The organism is Methanovulcanius yangii (assembly GCF_018687785.1).
GTDB classification, from domain to species: domain Archaea; phylum Halobacteriota; class Methanomicrobia; order Methanomicrobiales; family Methanomicrobiaceae; genus Methanovulcanius; species Methanovulcanius yangii.
Map to the genome: position 1 here is coordinate 1,387,227 of NZ_LTBL01000001.1, position 24,560 is coordinate 1,411,786.

General features: G+C 58.6%; 26 protein-coding genes. 10 read left to right on the top strand and 16 right to left on the bottom strand.

All coding sequences use genetic code 11. From position 1 onward, the window contains the following. Nucleotides 1–4 precede the first annotated feature (4 nt). Entirely contained in the window at nt 5–1,081 is a 1,077-nt protein-coding gene (gene wtpA / locus AZH53_RS07105) for a tungstate ABC transporter substrate-binding protein WtpA (RefSeq protein WP_319642817.1), read from the bottom strand. A 178-nt stretch (nt 1,082–1,259) separates the two neighbouring features. Here wtpA and hisD point away from each other — a divergent pair, with 178 nt between their 5' ends. Next, the gene (hisD, locus tag AZH53_RS07110; RefSeq protein WP_319642818.1) at nt 1,260–2,513 is read left to right on the top strand and encodes a histidinol dehydrogenase; all 1,254 of its coding nucleotides are present in this window, start codon (nt 1,260–1,262) and stop codon (nt 2,511–2,513) included. A 43-nt stretch (nt 2,514–2,556) separates the two neighbouring features. Here hisD and AZH53_RS07115 read toward each other — a convergent pair whose 3' ends face one another. The 3 genes from AZH53_RS07115 to AZH53_RS07125 are packed head-to-tail and all read right to left on the bottom strand — an operon-like array spanning nt 2,557 to nt 4,796. Beyond that, nucleotides 2,557–3,564, bottom strand: coding sequence for an HD domain-containing protein (locus AZH53_RS07115; protein ID WP_319642819.1), 1,008 nt, complete (start codon nt 3,562–3,564; stop codon nt 2,557–2,559). Nucleotides 3,565–3,569: 5 nt separating this feature from the next. After that, complete coding sequence (locus AZH53_RS07120; protein WP_319642820.1) at nt 3,570–4,274, bottom strand: dolichyl-phosphate beta-glucosyltransferase; 705 nt, start codon at nt 4,272–4,274, stop codon at nt 3,570–3,572. Between the two features lie 6 nt (nt 4,275–4,280). Further along, entirely contained in the window at nt 4,281–4,796 is a 516-nt protein-coding gene (locus AZH53_RS07125) for a DJ-1/PfpI family protein (RefSeq protein WP_319642821.1), read from the bottom strand. Nucleotides 4,797–4,929: 133 nt separating this feature from the next. On the opposite strand from AZH53_RS07125, the gene AZH53_RS07130 reads away from it, so the two are divergent. The 7 genes from AZH53_RS07130 (at nt 4,930) to AZH53_RS07160 (ending at nt 11,297) form a co-directional block, all read left to right on the top strand. After that, entirely contained in the window at nt 4,930–5,343 is a 414-nt protein-coding gene (locus AZH53_RS07130) for a PaaI family thioesterase (protein WP_319642822.1), read from the top strand. A gap of 120 nt (nt 5,344–5,463) precedes the next feature. Then, nucleotides 5,464–7,050, top strand: coding sequence for a CTP synthase (locus AZH53_RS07135; protein WP_319642823.1), 1,587 nt, complete (start codon nt 5,464–5,466; stop codon nt 7,048–7,050). An 11-nt stretch (nt 7,051–7,061) separates the two neighbouring features. Further along, nucleotides 7,062–7,979, top strand: a complete 918-nt coding sequence (guaA, locus tag AZH53_RS07140) for a glutamine-hydrolyzing GMP synthase (protein ID WP_319642824.1) — start codon at nt 7,062–7,064, stop codon at nt 7,977–7,979. Between the two features lie 40 nt (nt 7,980–8,019). Further along, nucleotides 8,020–9,153, top strand: coding sequence for an aspartate aminotransferase family protein (locus AZH53_RS07145; RefSeq protein ID WP_319642825.1), 1,134 nt, complete (start codon nt 8,020–8,022; stop codon nt 9,151–9,153). After that, nucleotides 9,137–10,192 (top strand): pyridoxal phosphate-dependent aminotransferase, encoded by a 1,056-nt coding sequence (locus AZH53_RS07150; RefSeq protein WP_319642826.1) that lies wholly within the window; start codon nt 9,137–9,139, stop codon nt 10,190–10,192. Before AZH53_RS07145 ends, AZH53_RS07150 begins: the two co-directional genes overlap by 17 nt. Further along, complete coding sequence (locus tag AZH53_RS07155) at nt 10,189–10,707, top strand: adenylate kinase family protein (RefSeq protein WP_319642827.1); 519 nt, start codon at nt 10,189–10,191, stop codon at nt 10,705–10,707. The genes AZH53_RS07150 and AZH53_RS07155 overlap by 4 nt, the downstream gene beginning before the upstream one ends. Further along, nucleotides 10,698–11,297, top strand: a complete 600-nt coding sequence (locus AZH53_RS07160; protein ID WP_319642828.1) for a CDP-alcohol phosphatidyltransferase family protein — start codon at nt 10,698–10,700, stop codon at nt 11,295–11,297. The genes AZH53_RS07155 and AZH53_RS07160 overlap by 10 nt, the downstream gene beginning before the upstream one ends. Nucleotides 11,298–11,324: 27 nt before the next feature. Here AZH53_RS07160 and AZH53_RS07165 read toward each other — a convergent pair whose 3' ends face one another. The 4 genes from AZH53_RS07165 to AZH53_RS07180 form a co-directional block, all read right to left on the bottom strand. Beyond that, complete coding sequence (locus tag AZH53_RS07165) at nt 11,325–12,728, bottom strand: MATE family efflux transporter (RefSeq protein WP_319642829.1); 1,404 nt, start codon at nt 12,726–12,728, stop codon at nt 11,325–11,327. Continuing rightward, on the bottom strand, nt 12,721–13,200 hold the full coding sequence (locus tag AZH53_RS07170; protein ID WP_319642830.1) for a MarR family winged helix-turn-helix transcriptional regulator: 480 nt from the start codon (nt 13,198–13,200) through the stop codon (nt 12,721–12,723). The genes AZH53_RS07165 and AZH53_RS07170 overlap by 8 nt, the downstream gene beginning before the upstream one ends. A gap of 47 nt (nt 13,201–13,247) precedes the next feature. Continuing rightward, nucleotides 13,248–14,576 carry a hypothetical protein gene (locus tag AZH53_RS07175; protein ID WP_319642831.1) on the bottom strand — a complete coding sequence of 443 codons (1,329 nt, stop codon included), beginning with the start codon at nt 14,574–14,576 and terminating at the stop codon, nt 13,248–13,250. Between the two features lie 139 nt (nt 14,577–14,715). Next, on the bottom strand, nt 14,716–15,267 hold the full coding sequence (locus AZH53_RS07180; protein WP_319642832.1) for a phosphatidate cytidylyltransferase: 552 nt from the start codon (nt 15,265–15,267) through the stop codon (nt 14,716–14,718). Nucleotides 15,268–15,429: 162 nt separating this feature from the next. Here AZH53_RS07180 and AZH53_RS07185 point away from each other — a divergent pair, with 162 nt between their 5' ends. Then, entirely contained in the window at nt 15,430–16,284 is an 855-nt protein-coding gene (locus tag AZH53_RS07185) for an ion transporter (protein ID WP_319642833.1), read from the top strand. Here the strand turns inward: AZH53_RS07185 and AZH53_RS07190 are convergent. The 8 genes from AZH53_RS07190 to AZH53_RS07225 all read right to left on the bottom strand — a co-directional run bounded on the left by AZH53_RS07190 (nt 16,281) and on the right by AZH53_RS07225 (nt 23,309). After that, nucleotides 16,281–17,402, bottom strand: a complete 1,122-nt coding sequence (locus AZH53_RS07190) for a nitrogenase component 1 (RefSeq protein ID WP_319642834.1) — start codon at nt 17,400–17,402, stop codon at nt 16,281–16,283. The genes AZH53_RS07185 and AZH53_RS07190 overlap by 4 nt on opposite strands. Continuing rightward, nucleotides 17,386–18,438: a nitrogenase component 1 gene (locus AZH53_RS07195; RefSeq protein ID WP_319642835.1), complete on the bottom strand. Its 1,053-nt coding sequence runs from the start codon at nt 18,436–18,438 to the stop codon at nt 17,386–17,388. Before AZH53_RS07195 ends, AZH53_RS07190 begins: the two co-directional genes overlap by 17 nt. Then, complete coding sequence (gene cfbC, locus AZH53_RS07200; RefSeq protein ID WP_319642836.1) at nt 18,398–19,213, bottom strand: Ni-sirohydrochlorin a,c-diamide reductive cyclase ATP-dependent reductase subunit; 816 nt, start codon at nt 19,211–19,213, stop codon at nt 18,398–18,400. The genes AZH53_RS07195 and cfbC overlap by 41 nt, the downstream gene beginning before the upstream one ends. 38 nt (nt 19,214–19,251) lie before the next feature. Further along, the gene (locus AZH53_RS07205) at nt 19,252–19,779 is read right to left on the bottom strand and encodes a YqhA family protein (protein ID WP_319642837.1); all 528 of its coding nucleotides are present in this window, start codon (nt 19,777–19,779) and stop codon (nt 19,252–19,254) included. Nucleotides 19,780–19,872: 93 nt separating this feature from the next. Continuing rightward, the gene (locus AZH53_RS07210) at nt 19,873–21,342 is read right to left on the bottom strand and encodes a TrkH family potassium uptake protein (RefSeq protein WP_319642838.1); all 1,470 of its coding nucleotides are present in this window, start codon (nt 21,340–21,342) and stop codon (nt 19,873–19,875) included. A gap of 87 nt (nt 21,343–21,429) precedes the next feature. Then, nucleotides 21,430–21,831, bottom strand: a complete 402-nt coding sequence (locus AZH53_RS07215; protein ID WP_319642839.1) for a desulfoferrodoxin family protein — start codon at nt 21,829–21,831, stop codon at nt 21,430–21,432. 13 nt (nt 21,832–21,844) lie between these two features. Continuing rightward, entirely contained in the window at nt 21,845–23,029 is a 1,185-nt protein-coding gene (locus tag AZH53_RS07220) for an FprA family A-type flavoprotein (RefSeq protein WP_319642840.1), read from the bottom strand. A 1-nt stretch (nt 23,030) separates the two neighbouring features. Further along, nucleotides 23,031–23,309, bottom strand: coding sequence for a rubredoxin (locus AZH53_RS07225; protein WP_319642841.1), 279 nt, complete (start codon nt 23,307–23,309; stop codon nt 23,031–23,033). A 188-nt stretch (nt 23,310–23,497) separates the two neighbouring features. On the opposite strand from AZH53_RS07225, the gene AZH53_RS07230 reads away from it, so the two are divergent. Continuing rightward, nucleotides 23,498–24,556 (top strand): hypothetical protein, encoded by a 1,059-nt coding sequence (locus tag AZH53_RS07230; protein ID WP_319642842.1) that lies wholly within the window; start codon nt 23,498–23,500, stop codon nt 24,554–24,556. Nucleotides 24,557–24,560: the final 4 nt, after the last annotated feature.

The window sequence follows — 24,560 nt, forward strand, 5'->3', positions numbered from 1 at the left end:
AAGATTAGAGAAGTTCCACATACGGGAGAAGACCCTCGGGAACGTCACCATATCCACCTGCGGGGATGATCGGCGGCTGTCCCTGGGATGCCATAATGTCATTGCCGGTTTCGGTAATAAGCATCTCGATGAACTTTTCTCCGTAATCAGGATTCTCAGCGTTCAGGGGCACGGTTGCGCCATAGACGATGGGCTTGCCCACATTGACTCCGCTGGTGCATTCGATCTGCACCTGGGCATAGGTATCTGCCTGCTGAGCAGACGACAGGTCGATTTCTACCGGCAGTTCGATGAACTTCAGGTCGTTCTGCACGGCGACACTGCGGTACTCCCATGCATAGTCAAGGCCGCCGGACTCGAGCATCTGGACGAGTTCAACGGACTTCGGGCGGATCTGAAGGGTTCCGTCCGGCTGGGGATCGGTTGCGTCGATGGTCCAGACGCCGTCAGCCTCGCTCGCGGTAATGGCACTATTGGCACCGACGGTGTTGTCGAAGATGGTATCATCGTTGTAGTAGAACTCCGCAAGCTGGATCACCATCGGCGTGCGGTAGCCGCACGGGTCGAGGTTGGGGTCTGAGAAGGCCCACTTGACATCATCCTTCTGGAGAATCTCATACCAGTTGTCCGCACTTACTTCATCGGCATACAGGCTGTCATCCGTGTAGCAGAGGACCATTGCGTTGTTCGCAAAGGTGGCATACCAGTCGGCATCGTCCGGGACCATGAGACAGGGAATGAGTGAGTAGTCTGCCGAGGCAAGGACGTCGGCATCCTTGTCGAGTTCGGTAATATCCTTGACAATCTTGGTACTGCCACCCGCATAGAGCAGGACGTCAGCTTCAGGATACTTCGATTCGAATGCCTGTTCCATCTGTTCGAACGGGCTGGTCAGGCTTCCGGCATGGAAGACCTTCACCTGCACCTGTTCCGCAGGTGCTGCAGTTGTTTCGGCAGGTGCCGCTGTCGGTGTGGTTTCGGCAGTGGGTGTTGCCCCGCTGTCCGTTGAGGTACAGCCGCACAGGAAGACGGCTGCCAAAAGAACGGCACCAACAAGAACCAATGAAATCTTTTGACTCATATGGGTAATTAAAACGCAGACACATTTATGTCTTTTTTATTCGGAGGCAGTTAACCAGGTATAATATATATTATTTACACCCGTCAGATACTGCCCGGTTTCCCTCGTCTTCCATGATATCACGCACTTTTCCCCGGGACGAAAGCATCATACCTCCACATAGCACACGCTTGTGCATATGTGGAAACCTCTGGACGTGGAGACCTGGGTCGCCGGCCGGCGCGGCGATATCGAACAGGTCAGGGGACCTGTCAGCGAGATCATCGAGAACATACGCACCCGCGGCGACGAAGCACTCAGGGAATATACAAAGAAATTCGACGGCATCGACATCGAGGACTTCCGGGTCAGTGAGGAGGAAATCGAGGCGGCTTACGATACTACGGACCCGTCGCTTACCGAATGCCTCATCGAGGCAGAGGCCCGCATCACCCAGTTCCATGAACTCCAGAAACGCGATGACCTGCGTCTCAGGGAGATCGAACCGGGCATCACCCTCGGCATGAAGGCAACCCCTCTCGACCGGGTTGGCATCTATGTGCCGGGCGGACGGGCCTCATACCCCTCGACGGCCCTCATGGCGGCGGTACCCGCACGGGTGGCGGGAGTGCCGGAGATCTGCTGTTGTACCCCGCCGCCGGTCCACCCCCTCACCCTCCTTGCTCTCGACATCGCCGGGGTCAGGGAGATCTACCGGGTCGGCGGGGCACAGGCTATCGCCGCCCTCGCACTGGGCACGGAGAGCATACGGCAGGTCCAGAAGATCGCAGGCCCCGGCAACATCTACGTCACCGCGGCAAAGATGATGCTGCGCGAATACGCAGAGATCGACTTTCCTGCGGGGCCGTCGGAGATCGGCATCATCGCCGACTCCTCGGCAAACCCCGCCTACATCGCAGCAGACATCCTTGCGCAGGCAGAACACGACCCCCATGCAGGGTGTGTCCTCATCACCACCGACCCTGCCATTGCCGAAGCGACGGGGAGAGAGATTGTCCGTCAGATGGAGCAACTTCCCCGCCAGGAGATCATTCGAAGCGCTCTTGGCAACTCAGGGTTCGTCCTCGCTGCAGATATCGACGAGGCAATCGTCCATTCCAATACCATCGCCCCGGAACACCTTTCCATCCAGGTCACAGATACCCTGCCGGTCCTGCAGAAGGTGCGCCATGCAGGCTCCATCTTTGCCGGACCGTACACCCCCGTCGCCTGCGGGGATTACGCCTCCGGCACCAACCACGTCCTCCCGACCGCAGGCTATGCCCGAATGTATTCCGGCCTGACGGTGGACCACTTTTCCAAGACCTCCACCATCCAGATCCTCGAACCCCGTGGACTGGAGGCCATCGGCGACATCGTGGAACGCCTTGCAACGGAAGAAGGGCTCAGCGCCCACGCAGCATCCGTGCGGGTCAGGAGAACCAACCTCTGAATCGTCCCCTTCGGGCCGTGCACCCACTTTTTTTAAAAAAAAATTAAAAGAGCCTTTCCTGATATTCTTTTTCCGGTTGTTCAGCCGGACCATCCGGCCGTTCAAACCGGTATACCGGACCTCCCAGCCGACGTCCCTTCACCACTTCACCTGAGGAAACCTCCCGGAGGTCTTCTCCGGTTTCATGAATCGTGGCGCTGGCATTGTCCCCGAAATGGACGGCCCATGCCTCCGGGGAATGCGGCCGGACCTCGCCATGGTCTCCATGGTGCGACTGGAGGATATGCAGCAGGTGTGCATAGTCCGCATCAGGGAGGGGCCGTTCATCATGCAGGCGGGTGATCATCTGGATGCCAAGGGCCGTATGACCCACGAGTGAATAGGCTGGAAGGGAGGTGAAGACAAATCCCCGTTTTTCAAATGAGGCCGCCTTCCCGATGTCATGCAGGATGGCGCCGGCGATCACCATATCCCGGTCCATCTCCACGCCCCTCACCCCGCCTGCCATTGCCGTAGCGATTCGCACCACTTCAAGAGTATGTTCCGCAAGGCCCCCTGTGTAGGCATGGTGCTTATAGCGAGCTGCGGGCACCTCGAAAAAACCGGGGTGACGGGCGAGTGCGGCCCTGATAAAATCGCGGAGGGGAGCCCGGGAAACCGTGTTAACAAAGTCCATTATTGCCTTTTTGTTCCCTCGGGTATCCGCAGGGGAATAGACATAGTCCTCGGGACGGAGGACCTCCGCCCCTATAGGGGTGCAGAGATAGCCGACGCCATCATTGATGTTGAGCTGCACCGTTCCCCTGAACACCTGGGCAGTACCGAAACACCGGTATACCTCCCCTGCCATCAGGCCGTCGCATACGCTGACGATCTGCTCGTCGCTTCCCGTCCCCCACACCTTGCATGCAAGGGACCCGGTTGCATCCGATATGGTGCACGTGATGTATTTCCCTTTCTTTCCGTTCTGGAGGGAGGGGTCTTCCAGCACAAACAGTGCGTCGACGATATCCCCTGATCGTATGTCTTTGATAGTCTGGTTCTTCTCCACCACAATCACTCCGGTTGTTTTCCCGCACGTACCCGGATCAGGCGCATGACCATGCCGAACCCGGCACCGGCCCGCACGCTCGATTCTCCGCGGTCCTCCCAGGAAATGGGCACTTCCACCACATCGAATCCCGCCCTTTTCAGCCGCCAGAGGAGTTCTGCATCAAATTCGAACCCGTCCGAGACCATCTGCGGAAGAACGGCGTCCAGCGACTCCTTCGTAAAGACCTTCGCCCCGCACTGCGTGTCCGAGTTGGAAATTCCAAAGAGGACCTTTACCCAGAGATTAAAAAGACGGGACTGAAGACGCCGGGAAAGTGACTGGGGGACCCTGACGTTCGCCCCCTTCACCCAACGCGACCCGATTGCACCATCATGCCCGTCGAGATGGGCAAAGAGGCGTTCCATTTCCCGGACCGGCGTGGACCCGTCGGCATCCATGAACCCCGCACAGGGCGTTGTCGCCGCCGTAAGGCCCGCTCGCACACCTCCTCCTTTCCCAAGGCGTCGGGGATATTCGAGACAGGTAATGCTCCGGTCAGGATGCGAGGATGCATACTCCCGGACGATCGCCGCGGTCCTGTCGGTGCCGTCGCAGACGAAGATCACCTCCCCGGAAAATCCCTCTATATCATCCAGGACGGCACCTATGCGCCGCTCTTCGTTGTAGGCAGGTATGACGAGGGTGCAGTCCCCGGGTGCCGGAACCATAGGATATCAGCAGGTGAAAAAGCCGATGATCTCTTCGGCGAAGGCTGAGGCGGCGTCCGGTCCCTTTGCAGTTATCACGTTGTCATCCACAATGACCGGGATCGTCTGGTAGGTGGCGCCATGCTGTTTGAGGGTATTGACCGAGAGAGGCGTCTCGAAGACCGTCGCCTGCCTGCCCTCCAGGGCCCCTGCAAGGGCAAGCACCACGGGGGCAAGGCAGATGGCCGCCACCAGTTTGCCCGATTCGTTCATCTCCCGTACAAGTGAGATGAGCGCATCATTATTCCAGAGATACTGCTGCGACCCGACCCCGCCGACGATCACGATGCCGTCATAATCTTCGGCTTTTGCATCGGTGATTGCCATCGGGACATCCATGATGGCCCCGAGCATCCCCGTACAGGTGCCCGGCCTGTCGGTCGCCACATCATAGGCAATGCCTGCGTCATCGAAGGCCCGGGCAGGGACCTCGAATTCCTCATCACGGTACCTTTCATGGGCAACAACCATGAGCAGTTTCATGCACTATACTCGGGCACAAAGATTCATAAACTCTGGGATTCCCGTCCGGGAGCAGGCAGGGAAAGGCACGCAAAGACAGGGAACGTTCCCCTGCTTCCAAATACTTATTTCTGTCACGGGAAAACCCTGTACTATGACATACCTGGACGAAATCTCCCTGAAAGGGAGAGACGCAAATCCGTTCTTCCGGATGATGGGCATCGAGATCGTCTCCTACGGCAGGGGCGAGGCGGTCCTTGAGATGGACGTCACCCCCGATATGATGAACGGCGACGGCTGGCTCCAGGGAGGCATATATACGGCACTTGCCGACGAAGCGATGGCGCTTGCCCTGATAACCATCCTTGATGATAACGAATCCATTGCAACCATCTCCGAAACCACCTCATTCTACCGCGGCATGCAAAAAGGCAGGCTCCATGCGGAGGGCCGGGTCGTCCGCAAAGGAAGAAGAATTGCCTTTGCCGAGGGGAGGATCATGCCGGCAGGCGGGGAGGACCCGGTTCTCTCAAAATCGGATGCTTCTTTTGCCGTCATCCGCCGGTAGATCCGCCCGGGTGAAACACCAATTTTTCCGTATCCCACCTCAATGATAATGTTGCTTCAGAGTACATAGTACCTGCATACGTAACTCCCGGTACCGAGCCGGCGAGCGAGGGGATCACAGGTGAAATATATTATCGTGACCGGCGGTGTGATGAGCGGCCTTGGAAAGGGCATCACCACTGCCTCAATTGGAAGACTCCTGAAGAACAGGGGATATACCGTAACGGCAGTCAAGATCGATCCGTATCTCAACATCGATGCAGGAACCATGAACCCGGCACAGCACGGCGAGGTCTATGTCCTCGCCGACGGCGGGGAGGTGGACCTCGACCTCGGCAACTACGAGCGGTTCCTTGATATCAGCCTCACCAGTGACCACAATATCACGACCGGCAAGGTCTACCGCGACGTTATAGACAAAGAGCGCAAGGGCGAATATCTCGGGGCAACCGTCCAGATTATTCCCCACATCACCAACCGGATCAAGGAAGGCATCGAGACGGCCGCCCACCGGCCCCTCGAGGGGGGCAGGGTCGCCGACATCTGTCTCGTCGAGGTGGGGGGAACGGTCGGCGATATCGAGAGCATGCCGTTTCTTGAAGCGATCCGCCAGATGCGGGGAGAATACCCAAAAGGCGATCTCATTCTCGTCCACGTGACCCTCGTCCCCTCCGACACGATGGGCGACCACAAGACCAAACCGACCCAGCACTCTGTCAAGGCGCTCAGGGAACTCGGGCTCCAGCCGGACATCATCGTCGGCAGAAGCGACATCATCATGAGCCCGTCGACCAAGAAGAAGATCTCAACCTTCACCGACGTTCCCGCAAAGGCGGTCATCAGTGCCATCACGGCCCCGGACATCTACCAGGTGCCGATGGAGATGGAGAAGGAAGGCATGCCGGAGGTTCTCACCTCCCTTCTCAACCTCGGCAACCGGGAACCGGACAACAGCTGGTACAACCTGATCGGCAACGAATGCACGAGCAGGGTGACGGTCGCCATCGTCAGCAAGTACGGCATAGAGGATGTCTACATCAGCATCAAGGAATCCCTGAAACATGCGGGCCTCTCGTTGGGAACCGAAGTCGGCATCAAATGGCTCGATGCTGAGAGCTTTACCTGCGACGAACTTGCGGACGTGGACGGCATCCTCGTGCCGGGTGGATTCGGCCATCGCGGCATCGAGGGCAAGATCCGGGCGATCGAGTACGCCCGGACACAGGGAAAACCCTATCTTGGCCTCTGCCTCGGCTTCCAGCTCGCCGTCATCGAGTACGCCCGCCACATGGCAGGCATCTCCGATGCAACGAGCGAGGAGATGGGGCCGGGCTCCCATGTCATCGCCATTCTTCCGGAACAGGAGGATGTCGAGGACCTGGGCGGAACGATGCGCCTCGGGGACTGTGAGGTTCTGCTCAAAAAAGGAACCCGCATCTATGAGCTCTACGGCAGCGAGACCATCGTGGAGCGTCACCGGCACCGATACGAGGTCAACCCGGAGTTTATCGAACAGCTTGAAGACGCCGGACTGGTCTTCTCGGGGACCTGCGGCAGGCGGATGGAGTCCTGTGAACTGAAGGACGGAGCGTTCTTCATGGCGACACAGTTCCATCCCGAATTCAAATCAACCCCCACCCGGCCCTCTCCCCCCTACGTTGGATTTGTCCGGGCATGCCGTGAAATGAAAGGACAGCAAACTGAATGACAGGTGACACCATGGTAAAGGCAGAGAAATTTATTGAAGAGGCAGTCGAGGCAATCCGCAAGGAGGCCGGAGACGAGAAGGTTGTAATGGCACTCTCCGGCGGCGTCGACAGTTCGGTCTGTGCAGAACTTGCAAAACGCGCCATCGGCGACCGTCTGATCCCCATCTATGTGGATACCGGCCTGATGCGCAAGGGAGAGAGCGACCGCATATGCGAGCTCTTCTCGGACATCAACCTCAAGATGGTAGAGGCGGGCGACGAGTTTTTTGCAGCACTGGCCGGTGTGACGGACCCGGAGCAGAAGCGAAAAATCATCGGCGAGAAGTTCATCCGGATCTTCGAGCGTGAGGCGCTGGCAACCGGAGCAGCGTACCTCCTCCAGGGAACCATCTACCCGGACATCATCGAGAGCGAGGGCGGGATAAAGAGCCATCACAACGTGGGTGGCCTTCCCCTCGATATCGACTTCAAGGGGGTCATCGAACCCCTCGTGGAGCTCTACAAGGATGAGGTCCGCGAGGTGGCAGGCGCCCTCGAGATGCCGGCGGAGATTCAGCACCGGATGCCGTTCCCCGGACCGGGCCTTGCGGTCCGCTGCCTCGGCGAGGTGACCCCCGATAAGATCGCCGTCGTCCGCGAGGCAAATGCCATTGCTGAAGAGGAACTGGTGGAGCAGTTCATGCCGTGGCAGTGCTTCGCCGCGGTCCTCGGGCTCGGGACCGGGGTCAAGGGCGACATCCGCCTCCACGGTTGGATCGTCGCAGTCCGTGCGGTCTATTCACGTGACGCGATGACCGCCGAACCCGTTGAACTCCCGTGGGAGACGATGCACCGGATTGCATCACGCATCACCGCCGAGATTCCGGGCGTTGCACGGGTCGTCTACGACATCACCCCCAAGCCCCCCGCGACGATCGAATACGAATGAGCGGATACGAAGTAACCGAAGAATAAAAAAGGACACTAATATGGAATTACGGGACGATTACCGGGAACTTGACGAGAAATACGTCATGCAGATCTTTGCCCGCGACCTGCGCATCGTAAGGGGCGAAGGGGCAAAGGTCTGGGATGATGAGGGGAATGAATATATCGACTGCTTTGCGGGCATCGCAGTCTGTTCCACCGGCCACTGCCACCCGGCGGTGTCATCGGCCATCTGTGAACAGGCAGGGCAGCTGATCCACATCTCCAATCTCTTCTACGTCCCCGGCCAGGCGGAATTTGCCGAAAAGCTGGTGGGCATCACCGGACTGAAGGGTGCACGGGCATTCTTCTCGAATTCCGGAACGGAGGCAAACGAAGCAGCCATCAAACTTGCACGCGTTCGGACCGGCAGGACGAAGTTTGTTGCTTTCGTCCACGGATTCCACGGGAGGACATGCGGAGCGCTCTCAATGACCCACAAAGAGGCATACCGCGTCCCGTTCTCCCCCCTCCCCTATGAGTGCGAATTCATTGAGTACGGGGATCTCGACGCCCTGTCGGACGTGGTCGACTCCTCTGTCGCCGCAGTCATCACCGAGCCGGTACAGGGTGAAGCGGGAGTCCTGCCCGCACCGAAAGGGTTCCTGAAGGGCGTACGCGACATCTGCACGGACAATGAAAGCCTCCTCATTCTCGATGAGGTGCAGACCGGTATCGGCCGGACGGGGAAATGGTTCGGGTACCAGCACGAGGGTATCGAACCGGACATCGTCTCGATGGCAAAGGGCATCGGTTCCGGTTTCCCCATGGGCGCGATCGTCGCACGCGAAGGCCTCTCCTTCCTCCCCGGAGAACACGGCGGCACCTACAACGGAGGGCCGCTTGCCTGTGCGGCGGGCCGGGCAACACTTGAGGTCGTGGAGAGCGTCCTTCCGGACGTCGAACGCAAGGGGCGCCTGTTTGCTGAGGGGCTCGCCGCCCACACCCCCCGCCAGATCGGCCTGATGATCGGCATCACGCTCGGCGACCGGTGTGCAGAGGTTCAGAGGAAGTGCCGTGAGGCGGGGGTTCTGACCAACTGCGCAAGCGGCAGCCTGCGGCTCGTTCCGCCGCTTGTCATCACCGACGAGGAGATAGGGGCCGCAGTCGGAGTCATCAATGAAGCACTTGATTAGGGAGTGTTTTCAGGGAGAGGGCTACGTCTTCGCAACGCGGGCCGCTGAGATTGCCCGTGCCCACGGGCATGCCCGTCCGGCACGCCTCGCAAGCAATGAAAACCCCGCAGGTCCGTCACCCGAGGCGGTCCGGCGTGCCGTCGATGCACTCGGATGCGTCAACCGGTACCCGGATGAGACGAACAGGGGATTTGCGGATGCCCTGCGGGCGTACCACGGCGACTACCGTTTCGTGGCGAGTGTCGGTATGGACGGGATCATCGAGACGGTGATCCGAACCCTCATCAATGACGGAGACGAGGTCGTGGTCAGCACCCCGACCTACTCCTTTTACGGCATCGCCGTCCGGGCACAGGGAGGCACCCCCGTAAGTGTCGCCCGCAGGGCGGACTGGTCCGTCGACCCTGAGACCTTCATCCGTGCCTGCAAAGGAAGAAAACTCGCATTTCTCTGCAGCCCGAACAACCCGACGGGGACCGTCACCCCTGTTGAGGACATCAAAGCCATCCTCGATGAAATCAAGGGGATTCTCTTCCTTGATGCCGCATATATCGATTTCTGCGACGAGGACTACCGCCCGCTGATGAAGGAGTATGACAACCTGATTATCGGCCGGACGATGTCCAAGGCCTTCTCGCTTGCGGGGCTTCGCATCGGCTATGCCTTCGTCCCCACATGGTACGAACCCTACTATATGACCGCGGCAACACCCTTTACGCTCAACAGCGTTTCCCAGGCGGCGGGAGAGGGAGCCCTTGCCGACCCCTCGCACACCATCCCCATCGTCAGGAATGTCGAGGTCTGGCGAGGCCGCTTTGCAAAGGAGTCCCCGTACCCCGTCGCACCGTCGGGGGGTAATTTTGTGCTGGTCGATGTTGCTCCTGCCACGGCTGAAGAGGTCGTCGAACAGCTCGCAGCCCGCGGCGTCATCGTCCGGTCATGCACGAGCTTCCCCGGTCTTGGCGACCATTATATCAGGGTCTCCATCGGTGAGGACTGGGAGAATGAACGATTCCTCGAGGAGATCTCCCGCTTATGATGATTGCCCTCTCCGGGACACCGGGATGCGGGAAATCAACGGTGGCCGCCATTCTTCGGGAACGTGGCTGGACAGTCGTCCGGCAGAACGAAACGACCGGTCCGTACCGCCTTGGGGATGACCACGACCGCGACACGGTCGTCATAGACGAGGAGCTGTGGGCAGAGGAGTTCACCCCCTTTGAGGGAATCATCGAGGGCCACCTGACGCATCTTCTTCCGGCAGACTGCGTTGTCGTCCTCCGGTGCCGGCCGGACATCCTCGCACGACGTCTCCGAACCCGGGGGTACGCACCGGAGAAGGTGGCGGAGAATGCAGAAGCCGAGGCACTCGATGTGATCCTCGTTGAGGCGCTCGAAGTCCATCCCGAATCCCGCGTCTGCGAGATCGACACGACAGAGATGAGCCCGGAGGCGACGGCAGGGGTAATCGAGGCATTTATCCATGGTGAGAGCCCTAAACCCTGTACGCATGTCGACTGGTCGGCATATCTCGGGATAACCACATGGGAGTAGACAGCTTTCGGCCCCGGGTGCAGGGAATCATCATCCCCGTGGCCCGGGCAATGGCAGGGATGGGCATTACCCCGAATGCAAGCTCCATCATCGCATTTCTGGCCGCCGCCGGTGCCGGCGTGGCGTTCTATTTCAGCATGCCGCTCCTCGGCGTCCTGGGGGTCATGCTCAACGCCTTCTTCGATGCAATGGACGGGGCAATCGCCCGCGAGGCAGGGACGGCCTCCATGCGGGGGGATTATCTCGACCATGTCCTCGACCGCTATGCAGATATCGTTATCATCTGCGGGATCTTTATCGGGCCGCTTGCATCCGCACCCGAAGGGATCCTTGCCCTCACCGGCGTCCTGATGTCCTCCTATATGGGCACACAGGCGCAGGCAGTGGGTGTCGGGCGTTTCTATGGCGGGATTCTCGGGCGGGCGGATCGGCTCCTTCTCCTCATTGTCTTCGGGATTCTCGCAGCATTCGTGCCGGCAGGGATCCTCGGGTACGGTTTTCTGGCATGGCTACTCCTCATCTTCGGTGTGCTGGGGCATGTAACCGCCTGGCAGAGGTTCCGACACACCTGGAATGAACTGAAAAAATAAATAAGTAAAATAAAACCGAATCCATTTTCAGGCGGAACCGGAGGGTGATGCATCCGGTCCCGGCCCTGTTTTCTTCAGGTTCTTCGTGTAGAGCCGTGCCCAGGTAAAGGCAACAAGCGATCCTATCACATTTCCAATCACCAGGCCCCACCAGACACCGTGCAGCCCCCACCCGGCAACGACGGCAAGCCCAAAACTGACGGTGACGGTTAGAACGATGGTGCGCAGGAGGGTGACGATCAGTGCATTGAGCCCCTTGCCAGTCCCCTGGAAGAGGCCGGACGAGAACATTCCGAGGGCTGTTGTGGGGTAGAAGATGCAGATCACCCTGATGAAGAATACCAGCTCATCATAGAGATGGGCAGCGCCCTCGGAGAAGGTGAAGATGAGTGCGATCTGGGGGGCAAAGATGAAGGTCAGGACGGCAATCACGCATCCGATCCCAAATCCAAGTTTTATGGCATAGAGATGCCCAATCTCCATCTTCAGGTAGTCGCGTGCCCCGTAGGCAGCCCCGGAGACGGAAACGACAGCGGTAGTGATGGCGATGAGAGGGGTAATGGCGATCATCACGACACGCCACCCGGTCGAATAGATGGCTACGCCGTCCGTCGTTGCAACCAACATGATGATCACATTCAGACATACCGTCGTCGCCGCCATTGACATCTGCATGAAGGCGGCCGGCAGGCCGACGGAGAGAATCTCACGGATGACTGTCGGCTGAAACCTGAACCCGGAAAACGGGACCGAGACATAGGTATCCTGCCGGATAAAGAGCCACCAGACCATCGGGACCACGGCCACGATAAACGAGACGATCGTTGCCCATGCCGCTCCCGCAACACCCATCCCAAGGACGTAGATGAATACGGGGTCGAGGACGATGTTGACAAGAGAGCTTGCGACCATCACGTACATCGCACGTTTTGCATCGCCCTCGGAACGCAGCATCGCGGTGACGATGGCGGTAAAGAGCATGAAGATGGTGCCGTAAAAGATGACCTGTGCATATTGTGTCGTCATCTCCGCCACAGGACCCGGCCCGGTCAAAACACTCATGTATGGGGCACCAAGCACACCGGCAATCGTGATCACCACCGATACCGCCACAAGGAGTACCATCGTATGTACAGCCACCTGATCGGCACCGGCCTTGTCCTTCCTGCCGATGCGGCGTGAGATGGCCGACCCCGCACCGACGCCGAGACCGTTGGCAAGCCCGAACACCGCAAAAAAGAAGGGAAAGACAAACCCGACCGCAGCAAGCGCATCGGCCCCGAGGCCGGCCACCCATATCGTATCCGCAAGATTATAGAGCGTCTGCAGGGCCATGGCCACCATCATGGGCCATGCAAGGGCACGGATGGCGGCCTTCGGGTCGCCGAGAAGGGTGCGGACCCCTGCAGTCATATCACCCGAATCACTCATTCCTCTCCCCCCGCAGAGTCCGGGTCTGTTCAAGATTGTACACCATCAGGCCCAGGAGACGGGCCGCTTCCTTGCGTTCCTCCTCATCCATTCCGGCAAGGAGCGTTTCATTCAGGCCCTCCACTGCGTTCAATGCCGTCCGGCGCACCTCATGCCCGACCTCCGTCAGATACAGGCGGGTACGTCGCCGGTCATCGGGGTCACGGAGCCGCCGCACGAACCCTTCCTCCTCAAGTGCCTGGCATGCCCGGGCGGCGGTCGCCTTGTCGTACCCGAGGGCACGGGCAAGCTCGTCCTGGGATTCCCCCTCACAGCGGTAGAGGTGAAGGAGAAATGCAATATTTCCCGTGCGGAGGGGAAGGCCCTCCAGATCACGGGCAAGGCAGGACTGCCCCCCGCGGTGGAGATAGGAGATGGCCCCGACAATGTGGTCCGGCCTCACGCTCTTCAGGCAGAACCCGCGTGTAATCATGCCGATAGGTAGACACTGCATGAGATTAATGGTTGTGTCCGCAACAATTACCTCCCGCTTCCGGGAAGAATGGCATCGAGCCGCTCCATCATCCGGGACACGGCATCCGGGTCATGCCCGCTGCAGAACGAGGTGGAGAGGGTCATATGCCCCTCAAAGGTTGAGGCCAGAAGAATCGAACCCGGAGGATAGGTTGCAGGCGCCGGGCACCAGACATGGCGGACCGTGACGGGCCCACCCTCCTCTCCCCGGAAATACGAAGCCACGGCGGAGGGGATGACTCCGGTGTTTGTCAGGATCGGGTTTTTGAGCCACTCGCCGGCGTAAGTCTCACGCATGGCGGCAAAGAGCGGAGCGACTCCCTCGGATATCCCGGCGAGGTAGGTTTTTTCGTAGAAGACGACCGTCCCGAGCCCGACATGGGAGGCCTTCTTCTCCTGCATGATGTGCGCAACGCGGGACAGGATATCCTCAAGTCCGTCCTGTTTCTCTGCAGAGAGGCGCAGTTCATACCCTACCGAGAGATTGCAGATGCTCCGGGGAGGGATACACCGGAGGTAGCGCCGCAGGTCAAGAGTGCCGAGGAGCCCCAGATCCATGCCATAGAGATCCTCGTTCGCGGTAGCATCAAGAAGCGCGGCAAAGTAGGCGGCAAGGAGAAGATCATTGAGTGTTGCCCCCCGTTCCCGGGCATACTTCCGCAGAACGATGAACCGTTCGGCAGGGATGTCCAGCCGGGCCCACCGGGGCATGCTGCGGGAGAGGGACTGACACGGGAACCCCCAGCTTTCGGCAAACGCCGATTCATCTGCATACGCACGTGCACACTCCTCATCCGTGAAACCGGCGCGAATCCCTTCTGTCCCCCGCTCCTCCCAGAGTGGATGAATGTCCGGTTCTCTGCCCTCTACCCGTTCGCGATAGCATTCCGCCAGAAGAACGGCTGTCTGGAAGAGACCATTTGCATCCACCGCAGCATGGTGAATGCTCAGGACAAGCGTATCGGCATGCGCCCTACGGTCACGGAAGAGAGAGAGCCGGATCTGCGGCCCGGCAAAGGCGTCAATCACCGGAAGGGCATACGTGCCCTCATCCGGCGCGAATGGTTCTTCTGAGAACGAAAACGCCATGTCAACGGAAGAGAGGGGAAGTTCCTCCCAGTATCCCCGGTCATGACGTTCCACGTACCGGCATCGGAGCACCGGTGCGGCCAGGACCGTGTCCCCGAGGGCTGCCCTGAGGGCTGCCCGGTCAAGGTGGCCGTCAACCTCGATCACAAGGTGGATCGTCGGGTCATACACCTCGGCGAACCATACGTTCACCACATCAAATGCGGGCGCCGGCCATATTCTGCCCGCTGCTTCCACCTCAGTCATAGTCGTCCGTTATGGTTATCCCCCGCAGGTATATTGGTTATTGTTCGGCAGGCGAAAGTGATGTCCCTGCCGGACGATCCATGCATCATGCACTGACAGCTCCTCTCCAGGGAATGATCGCTCTTCCGGCTCCTGAGACCTATGCTCCGATGAGGAGGAGCACCACACAGACGACCGGAGGGATGACAAGATTGTCCTCGATTGGCGTGACCAGTTCGGTGACGGCCGCACACCCCGCCACCACCACCGCCTGAACGGGCGGGAGAAGGACGAGGAGGACGAGGGCTGCTGCGGCAAGCCCCGACAGCGACCCCTCCCACGTCTTCCCGTTTCTGATCCGGTGACGCCCGAACGCGGTTCCCGCCATCGTACTGACGCTGTCGAGCACCGCGAGGGTGACGACGCCCGCGAGGGCATACGCCTCCGGAAAGACGGCGAGGCAGAAGACGGTGGAGATGACAAAACAGATCGCCCCGAACCCGGGAATGCGGACGTCACGTTCGACGGCGTCCAGCATACCGGAGACGATCGGGACATGTTTTCCTGCCGCAACCCTGTCAAGGATGGCAAAACCCCCGAGAAGACCCGCAGTAAAGAGCATCAGGGAGACCTGCGCACCGGCGGCAACGATCACCGCAGCGATGGCCAGGCCAACGAGAAGATGGATTGCCTGCCGGGCAAATTCATTCATTGGTCAGAGATGGACTCCGGACAGGATTAATCCCTCTCACCCGCTCCCCGGCCGGCGTCAGACGGAGGGCTGATCCGCTGCGTCGGAAAATAGAAGATTTATGACCGAAGGCACGCAAAAAAGCATAGAGAAACGGCCTTTTGGCAGGAGAGGGAGAGATAAATGGGACAAATCAGACAACGCATCTACGAGATAGTTGAGACACCACGGGACGATGACCGGGCAAGCATTCTCTTTGACATATTTATCGTATCCATGATCTTTCTCTCCATTGCAGGCCTCGTCCTTGCCAGCATCCATACATTCCTCGAGAACCACTTCTTCCTCATCCTGGGAATCGAACTGCTGACCGGAGTCGTCTTTACCATCGAGTACCTTCTGAGAATCTGGGCATGCACGGCAGACCCCGCATATGCCCGACCGGTTACCGGGAGGATACGCTATGCCCTCGGGCTCTTTCAGGTCGTCGACCTCGTTGCCCTGCTCCCCTATTACCTGGCGCTCTTCTTCCCCTTCAATGTGGAGTTTCTCCGGGTGCTGCGACTGCTGCGTCTTATCAAACTGGGAAAATACTCACGATCGTTCTCCCTGATGGTGCGGGTGGTCGACCGCAACAAGCAGTCCCTGCTCTCCGCCCTCTCGGTCCTCCTCATCATCCTCGTGATCGCCTCCTCACTCATGTACTACGCTGAACACGTTGCCCAGCCCGACGTCTACTCCAGCATCCCCGCGGCGATGTGGTGGGGCCTCATCACCCTTGCCACCGTGGGATATGGCGACATGGTGCCGATAACCCCGCTTGGAAAAATCCTGGGAGGGGTCATCGCCCTCATTGGTATCGGTGTCTTCGCCCTGCCTGCCGGCATCATAGCATCGGGATTTACCGAGGTCCTCGAGGAGGAGGAGGAGGAGAAGAGAAAAGCAAAAATGAACAGGAATTCCCCCACATCGCCACGGATTGAGATCTGTCCCCACTGCGGCCGGGAAATCCGTCCGGAAGACCGCAAGTCCCGTTAAGAGGAGGAGAGGCCGGCTGCAAGGACCCGCTCGATGACCCAGAGTGCCCCTTCTATGCCGGCAAGCGGCCTGTTGACGAGCATCAGTGACTTCTTCATCGGGAGGGTGACCTGGACCTGCACGGCCGCCGGTGCGAGGGCTCCCTCATAGGCGGACCCGAAGATGATATCCGGCGTTGTCCCCTCAAGGCAGGCCCTGACCGACCCGATATCAGGGGCATAGACGATGTCACGCCGATTCTCCGGCGGCACCGTCCGGGACGCCATGAAGGCAATATCCGCATCGAGGTAGGTGGTGCAGAGATCAGCGATCATCCCGGCATATCCGGCCATCGCAACAACGCCCACCAACGGCGGATCATGCACCCTGAGATAGCGGTCACAGGCGATGATGATCCGCTCCTCCGCGGCTTCCGCCTCATCCATCACCGGCGTAATATCGGCATCCGGGCAGAGAGAGGAGAGCCGTACGAACGCATCCCGAACGTCCGAAAGACCCAGCAATGCCCCTGCGTTCTTCCCGATGCCGGTCGCCATGTCCGGCACAAGGGAGATCGTCACCGGCGCAGGGTGGCGAACGGAGGCGAGGGTATCGGAGCAGTAGCACGCTGCGACCGGGATGCCCGCCATGGCACAGAGACGTTCTGCCTCACGGCGGTTGCCGGTGGAGAAGAGATCGGTCGATATGCAGCCGTCCAGATTGACCCCTGGCCGTGACGGGTCGACGACGGGGCTGAGGGCCGCTACGCCACGCCGGAATCCTTCCCCGAGATCACCCGCGTATCCGGGGGCATCCACAACAACCGCCTGATGATCATCCAGAAACTGCCGGATATCCTCACCGATGGTCGAGGGGACGCATGAATTGACCACCGCCACCTGTTCGCAGAGAGGGGAGACCCCCTCGACGACCTCGCGCAGCCGGTCTTCGGTCCCGAAGACCACCTCATGCTCGAGGAGATAGGTGCAGTTGAGAGGGTCGGGGATGACGGCATCGGCATAGAAGTAACAGGCGGAGGAACCGTGGATGACCACTCCCACACCGTCGACCGCCGCAAGCGCCGATGCCGCCCCCACCATGGCACAGGGCCAGACCGGGTTCTCACATGGCCTGCCCATCGATAAACCTCCTCCACTGCCTGAGCATTCCACGGATACCGGATGTCCCGACCGGCATACAAAACGGGACGGGGATCACTGTTCCTTCCGGCGCCACGTGTATTTCAAGGTGGGATGCGATCTCCTCGAAGAGATCACTCTCCGCTGACTGAAACCCGAAATTATCGAAGGTGATACACGCTCCGGCCAGGTCGCTGAAATCATCTGCAAGCTCTTCCTGTCGCGCCTTCTCCTCCCGTATGGCATCGGTCGCATCGATGCCGGTCAGTCTGCCTGCCTCCCCGAGAAACGCAATCGTTCCGGCAAGTCCTGCCGGAAACGAGGATATTGACGGGGTGCCGGTGAGAGCATCGAAATGACGGGAGAGGGTGCCCTGCGGGTCTTCCCGCATCACGTTCAGGCATCCCGCACCCATACCACGGATATCTTCCGGAGAGACGTTCCGGACGAACCGGACATTGACCTCAAGGCCAAGGGCCTCCAGGAGACGTGCCACCTCGGCATGGTTGGCCTCCACCTCGAACTCGAGGTTCTTCTCCCCGATCAGGTTCACCCCTCCGTCGCGGGACACCGATGGTTCGATGAAATCTGAGAGGGCGAAAAGAGCGCTTGCGTATCCGGAGTGAAACGTTCCGCCAAGAAAACCCGAGCTTTCGATATGCACCACAGGTACATCCCAGTCCCTTGCGCAGACCGCCGCCGTATCATCCCCGATGGTTTCGGTGACGCAGGTCGATATGACGCAGACGGCCGACGGCCCCCCTTCGGCAGCAAAGGAAATGGCATCCGCCAGTGCCTCCTCTCCCCCGAAGATTACCTCCTCTTCCCCAAGCCCGCTCGATATGATCCGGGGTATGGTATAGATGTCGTGCTCGAGGAGAGTGGTGTGCAAAAGCGAGGTATTGATATGGGTACATCCGTCCGGACCGTGGACGATTGTTACCGCGTCATTCAGAAAGGCGCTCACGGAAAGCGCCCCCATAACGGTACAGCCTTCAAACCGGGATGTGCTTTCTGGCAAGTGCTTCGAGTTCATGCATCTCCAGCGGAGTCGGGATGGACGTTTCGGTGTTGGTCTGTATTGTCTCGGCAAGATGCCGGTACACTGCCGCCTGCGCCGAATCAGGGGCAAACTCGATGACCGTCTGCTGGTTGACTTCAGCAACCTGCACGACCCCGTCACGTGGGATGTAGGCGATGAGGCGCGACCCCACCATATCGGCAAATTCCCGTACAAGCTCCTCTTCCCCGGGAATATTCTTGGCATTGCAGATCACGCCGCCCAGTGCGCATTTGGCCTTGCTTCTTTTTGAGAGGCGTGCTATGGCCTTGCAGATATTATTGGCCGCATAGAGGGACATGAACTCCCCGGATGTGACGAGATAGATCTCCTGCGCATACCCCTCCCGCATTGGCATGGCAAATCCGCCGCAGACCACATCACCGAGCACATCATAGACAATGACATCCCCGTAGAGGGCATCGAGTTTCTGGAGGAGCTGAAACGTGGCAATGATCCCGCGGCCCGCACAGCCGATGCCGGGGTCGGGACCCCCCGCCTCGACGCACCGTATTCCGCCGTACCCCTCGAAAACCACCTCATCAACCCCGATCCTGTCCCCTTTTTCCCGGACAAGATCCAGAACTGTCGGAATCCACTCCCCGTGCATCAGCATTCTCGTACTGTCATGCTTCGGGTCGCACCCGATCTGCATCACATCGCAGCCGGTGTCAGCGAGGGCTGCCGAGAGATTTGCCGAGGTAGTGGATTTTCCAATGCCACCCTTTCCATACAGGGCGATTTGTTTCATTGACTAAAATTTAGTTGTGCTATATCATTAGTTCTCTGTTACTCCCCGGCATCCTCGGTCCCTCTTTTCACAACCATCAGACTGACCGAGAGGAGGACGATGGCAATCGGGATGACCAGGTTTTCGTAGGTGAGATGTTCAAACCCTACAAGAACCGCCATCTCGAGGTAATGGACGAAGAGAATGAAGACGATCACCTGTCCGAGGATCATCTTCAGGTCGATGATATTTTTCATCTTCAGCCAATTTGGGAGGTAGGACTGCTGTTTCTCCTCATCATTTGCCAGGAAGAGGTAATACACCCCGAACCCGAAGATCATCAGAACGAGGGCGAGAAGAAAGGCATCCGTTGCCTGTATGACAATCACGGTCGCAACATTCGACGATGTCAGATGGACGGGGACCGCCTCCGGGGGAAACAGGGGTTCGACGCCTCCGATGAAATAGTACCACGCGGAGATGGTCTTCTCAAATCCGATGATAAACATGAGCACCGACCCTGCAAATGAGGATACGGCGGCAATGACGACGATATATGTCAACAGCGTCACATTTTTCAGAAACATTGGACCCCCCTCAAGTATATCAGAGGGATGCGGAGAACCCCATATATAGTTATGGGTGCCGTGGTCCCGCTCCCGTGCGCAGGGGGGGCAAACCTACCACTCAAACCCGCGGATGAGGCCGATGAAGAATACGATCACCGCCATCACTTCAAGACGTCCGAGCCACATCTGAAGGATGAGCACGATCTTGGATGCCGCGGACATGTCCGGGGAGACGAACCCGGTGGAGATGCCGTTGTTGCAGGTCGCCGAGATGACATCGAAGATGATGAGGCTGGTATCGATATCCGGCCGTTCGAAGTGCATAATCGCAATCATCGAAATTGCAATCGTGATGATGAAGAGCACCATGGTGAGCATGTTGCGCGACACCTCCAGTTCCGCCTCGGATTTGATGATATTCTTCCCGTTGTACCGGAAGGGGATGACCGCCTTTGTGCTCTTGAACGACCGCTGGAACCACCATTTGATCCCCTTGAAACCGATCATCACACGGGAGAGCTTGACACCCCCTGCCGTACTTCCGCTCGAACCACCGACGAAGACCATGACCGTGAGAATCAGGATGGAAACCGGCGCCCAGAGCGAGATATCTGCAGTCTGGAATCCGGTACTCGTTGCAGCGGCGGATGCCATGAACAGCCCGTTGACGACCGCCGAGAACGGGTCCATCTTGTTGAATGCCAGCAGGTCCGCTGTAATGAGTACGAAGCCCGCAAGGATTATCGCAAAGAGCAGTTTCGCCTGATCATCCTCCAGAATCCTGAACTTATGGGTGCGATGGAGGAGGAAGTAGAGTTTGAACGGCAGGGCTCCTGCAATCATCACCGGAATGATCAGCATTTCGAGGAGACGGTTGTCATAGTACCCGATTCCCCCGTTGTGGATGGTAAATCCACCGGTTGAGATGGCCGTCATCGCGATATTGAGGGCATCCCACAGCGTCACCCCCGAGAGGTAGATGAGGAGGGTGCCCGCGACGGTCAGTGCAAGGTATATCTTCCAGAGATTTTTACCCTGTTCTACAGCACTCGGGAAATAGGCATCCTTCTTCCCCTCCATCCGCTCGGAACTGTAGAGCCGCAGCGACGAGACAGAGGAGCGGTTCAGAAATGCCACGCTGAATGCCACGATGCCAATGCCCCCGAACCATTCCATGAGAGTCCGCCAGAAGATGAGGGTCTCCGGGAGGGCATCCACGTCACGGGACATCGTCATTCCCGTATCCGTCCATCCCGACATCGCCTCGAATACCGCGTCGAGGTATGGCATTCCTGCACCGAAGACGAACGGGAGGGCTCCGACCAGCGCACAGATGATCCATATCGTTGCAACGGCAAAGAGCGCCTGGGAAAGTTTTGGATCCTTATCACTGCGAGGAAGCTCCAGAAAGAGGGATCCGATGCAGAAGAGGGCGACGGGGACTGTGACCATCGGCATGATCATGTCCAACTCCCCGAAGATCACGGCAACGATCAGAGGGATGCAGGTTCCTGCGCTGATGTACCTGAGGATCAGGCCGATATCATCGGTGACGACCAGGTACTGCTGGAAGCGGTTCATAACCTATCATACTGGTAGCTTTGATGGAGTCTTATCCTTTTTGCATTTGTCAGGTGCAGGAAGGAAAAAGTAAAAAAGGGCGGGGATTCACCTGTTGACCCAGAGATTGTGAATGTTACAGCATTCAAATGCCTTCACTTCGGTGTCGACGCCGGGGAAGAACGCCTCGGGGGCATCGCCGGGTTTGAGATAATGGATCATCACATCCCGCCCCTTCTGGACCGCAATCCACATGATATAATGCTCCTCCTCCATCGGATGGGCGGTCGAACCCACCTTTACCTTGATGCCTCCTTCTGCCTTTTCGACGATCGGAACATGCTTCTGGGTGGCCGGATCCGCAATCTGCTCCTCGAGAAGATCCATCTCGGTTCCGGCACAGGAGACCGATAGTGCATCCGGTGTCGGGGCCTTGCACATCAGCGCATCCATTGCCATGATGGTGCCGTTGCACCCCTTGCATTTGAAAAATAATAGTTTCTCATCCATAAGGATCTCTCCCTCAGACGAGGGAATGATCCTGATGGCGTTTATAGATTTCCCCCGCAAGACGGGCAATGGCGACATTGGTCTCCTCGTCGGATTTCCCCTTTACATAGACGGGGTCGAGCATCTCCGCATCCACCTTGGCAAGCATCGCGGTGAGGTCTTCGACCGTCTTTCCACCCCACCCGTAGGACCCGATCACCCCGATCCATTTTGCGCGGGGTTTGAGGAGATTGGTGATAAAGGCAACATGTGCCGCCTTTGGGTGAGGACCAAAGAGCATCGTCGGAGCACCGAGAATGATCGTTGCCGCATCGACCAGATCATAGGCAACCTGCCCCGGTTCGCAGCGGCCGAGATCGTACGGGCGCACCTCGATGCCGCGCTCGATGAGATGTTCCACAAGGCGGACCACCATCTCACGGGTACTCCCGTGCATCGAGACATAGGGAATGACGACGAGGTTTTTCACTTCATCGGAGGTCCAATCCTCGTATAAATCGAGAATGCCGGCGGGGGCCCGATGGAGGGGGCCATGGCTTGGTGCAATGATGGCCGGTCCCAGCGCACGTACCCGGGCTGTGTATTCCCCGACCTTCTTTCTGAACGGCTGCATGATCTCCGCATAGTACTGCCTCGCGGCCACCTGATAGCGGCAGGAGGCATCGCCAAAGAGTGAGCTTGATGCAATGTGGGCACCGAAGAGATCGCAGGAGAAGAGAATCTTATCCTCCTCGAGATAGGTCATCATCGTCTCCGGCCAGTGAACCCATGGAGTGCTCAGGAACGTGAGGGTCTTATTTCCCAGTGAGAGGGTGTCGCCTTCGCCGACCACCATGACACGTTCGGGCGGGACATGGTGGAGGCTGCCGCAGAGATCCCGTCCCTTCTCCGTCGTCACGACCACAGCCTGCGGAAAGAGCTCGAGAACCAGGGGGAGCGACCCGGAATGATCCTGTTCTGCATGATTGACGACGATATAATCGATGGATGTGAGACCGGCACGGACGAGATTGCTGATGTAGGTCTCCTCGAAGTCGGAGTCTACCGTATCGATGAGGGCGGTCTTCTCCGAACCACGGACGACGTATGCATTGTAGCTCGTCCCGTCATTCAGCCTCATCAGCTCATCGAAGACGGCACGATCCCAGTCGATAACACCCACGCTGTAGACGTCGGGAACAATTTCGCGGGCTGCCATCTCAGGACATCTCCCTGAAGTTCTTCTTCTCCGCACCGCAGATCGGGCAGTGCCATGCATCCGGCAGATCCTCAAACGCAATTCCGGGTTCTACATCGGTCCGCTTTTTGGACGGGTCATATACATGACCGCATATCTGGCATTTCATCTTCCGCATCGTGCTCATGTCATTTCCCTCCGTCAGAGGGCTGCCGTCCCGTGCATCCGTACAGGAAAGGCCGTATCCGGCCGTCAGGGAGGCAGTCGCACAGGATAATTGCAACCCGGCAATATTAGACATTCGCATTCACCGGACATCACGCACCCTGTAGTGGCCGGTACGGGCCTGGGGATGCCATGCCGGCAGGGGGTGGTGTCCCCCGCCGCAACATGCATATATGGATGAGGCATAGAAGGGATGCGAGGTCACCGCCGGTGCAGGTTCGTCCGCTTCTCTGGGTACTGCTTATTCTAACTGTACTTCTTTGTATGGCGATTGCCGTACCGGGATTTTTCACCCCGGGCACCGTATCGGCACGCTACCCTTCAGTTCCGGTCGGCTCTGCCTCTCCCGAATTTGAGAACGTTTCCTATACATTCCCCTATGCAACGTCAATTCATACCATCGAAATTCCGGTTGACCGCACCATATTCATGGCAGCGGCAAAGACTCCCAAGTATGCCGTCGTTTACGGAAAACCGGAGATGGATATGATTCTCGCCGGATATTACCATTCATTCGTCCATGACAAGGCACAGGGGCAGGTCTATGAGGCCGCTGTGGTCCCCCTGAGAAGCATTCGCGACCGCGAACACCTGACAATGGACGAGTATGCAGAGCTCATCACCGTTTTCGTTCAGTCCATTCCCTTTGATCATGCGCCCGACAATCCTGCCCCGAAATTCCCGGTCGAGACACTCCTTCTCGGCACCGGAGACTGCGATGACAAGACCATCCTCCTTACGGGACTTCTGGCCCACGAGGGATATGATACGGCAATCCTCGTCTTCCGTGAAGATGCACACACCGCAGCCGGGATTCGGTGTGACGATGCTCTTGCATGGTATGCCGGGTATGCCTATACGGAGACGACCGAATTCTCCCTCATCGGCCTTCCCGCAGATGCATTGGGCGGGAATGTCACGATAACCGGTGCGCCCGTCATCATACCGGTTGGAAACGGTACCACCGCCTACCACGCCACCGACGAGACCACCTATCTCGGCCGCAGGGCTATGGAAGCGCGTGCGGCGATCCCCACCCTCCGGTCGCGGATAGCAGAAATGGAACAGGCGATCGCCTCCGGGGACACGTATCTCTCCGGCATGCTGGAGATGATGAATGCGGCAGCGGCGGCGGATAACAATACGGCACTGTGCCGGGCCGAAGAAGAGTATCTGGCTGGTCTGGAGGAGCACCGGGCACTTACGGGCACCTGCGAGTCACTCAGGGCGGAGCTGAACAGGAATATCTTCCTCCACGACTACATTCTCGCAAACCAGCATAACCGGGCGGGTACCTATGCCCATGTCCGGACAATTCCCTGAAAGA

Coding starts and splice junctions, on each gene's coding strand:
- AZH53_RS07230 (WP_319642842.1), top strand. CDS start 23,498: ATGGCGATTGCCGTACCGGGATTTTTCACCCCGGGCACCGTATCGGCA.
- AZH53_RS07160 (WP_319642828.1), top strand. CDS start 10,698: ATGGGAGTAGACAGCTTTCGGCCCCGGGTGCAGGGAATCATCATCCCC.
- AZH53_RS07130 (WP_319642822.1), top strand. CDS start 4,930: ATGACATACCTGGACGAAATCTCCCTGAAAGGGAGAGACGCAAATCCG.
- cfbC (WP_319642836.1), bottom strand. CDS start 19,213: ATGAAACAAATCGCCCTGTATGGAAAGGGTGGCATTGGAAAATCCACT.
- AZH53_RS07150 (WP_319642826.1), top strand. CDS start 9,137: ATGAAGCACTTGATTAGGGAGTGTTTTCAGGGAGAGGGCTACGTCTTC.
- AZH53_RS07170 (WP_319642830.1), bottom strand. CDS start 13,200: ATGATTACACGCGGGTTCTGCCTGAAGAGCGTGAGGCCGGACCACATT.
- AZH53_RS07215 (WP_319642839.1), bottom strand. CDS start 21,831: ATGGATGAGAAACTATTATTTTTCAAATGCAAGGGGTGCAACGGCACC.
- wtpA (WP_319642817.1), bottom strand. CDS start 1,081: ATGAGTCAAAAGATTTCATTGGTTCTTGTTGGTGCCGTTCTTTTGGCA.
- AZH53_RS07165 (WP_319642829.1), bottom strand. CDS start 12,728: ATGAGTGATTCGGGTGATATGACTGCAGGGGTCCGCACCCTTCTCGGC.
- AZH53_RS07195 (WP_319642835.1), bottom strand. CDS start 18,438: ATGAACTCGAAGCACTTGCCAGAAAGCACATCCCGGTTTGAAGGCTGT.
- AZH53_RS07125 (WP_319642821.1), bottom strand. CDS start 4,796: ATGAAACTGCTCATGGTTGTTGCCCATGAAAGGTACCGTGATGAGGAA.
- AZH53_RS07225 (WP_319642841.1), bottom strand. CDS start 23,309: ATGTCTAATATTGCCGGGTTGCAATTATCCTGTGCGACTGCCTCCCTG.
- hisD (WP_319642818.1), top strand. CDS start 1,260: ATGTGGAAACCTCTGGACGTGGAGACCTGGGTCGCCGGCCGGCGCGGC.
- AZH53_RS07185 (WP_319642833.1), top strand. CDS start 15,430: ATGGGACAAATCAGACAACGCATCTACGAGATAGTTGAGACACCACGG.
- AZH53_RS07175 (WP_319642831.1), bottom strand. CDS start 14,576: ATGACTGAGGTGGAAGCAGCGGGCAGAATATGGCCGGCGCCCGCATTT.
- AZH53_RS07180 (WP_319642832.1), bottom strand. CDS start 15,267: ATGAATGAATTTGCCCGGCAGGCAATCCATCTTCTCGTTGGCCTGGCC.
- AZH53_RS07120 (WP_319642820.1), bottom strand. CDS start 4,274: ATGGTTCCGGCACCCGGGGACTGCACCCTCGTCATACCTGCCTACAAC.
- AZH53_RS07210 (WP_319642838.1), bottom strand. CDS start 21,342: ATGAACCGCTTCCAGCAGTACCTGGTCGTCACCGATGATATCGGCCTG.
- AZH53_RS07155 (WP_319642827.1), top strand. CDS start 10,189: ATGATGATTGCCCTCTCCGGGACACCGGGATGCGGGAAATCAACGGTG.
- AZH53_RS07220 (WP_319642840.1), bottom strand. CDS start 23,029: ATGGCAGCCCGCGAAATTGTTCCCGACGTCTACAGCGTGGGTGTTATC.
- guaA (WP_319642824.1), top strand. CDS start 7,062: ATGGTAAAGGCAGAGAAATTTATTGAAGAGGCAGTCGAGGCAATCCGC.
- AZH53_RS07190 (WP_319642834.1), bottom strand. CDS start 17,402: ATGGGCAGGCCATGTGAGAACCCGGTCTGGCCCTGTGCCATGGTGGGG.
- AZH53_RS07205 (WP_319642837.1), bottom strand. CDS start 19,779: ATGTTTCTGAAAAATGTGACGCTGTTGACATATATCGTCGTCATTGCC.
- AZH53_RS07145 (WP_319642825.1), top strand. CDS start 8,020: ATGGAATTACGGGACGATTACCGGGAACTTGACGAGAAATACGTCATG.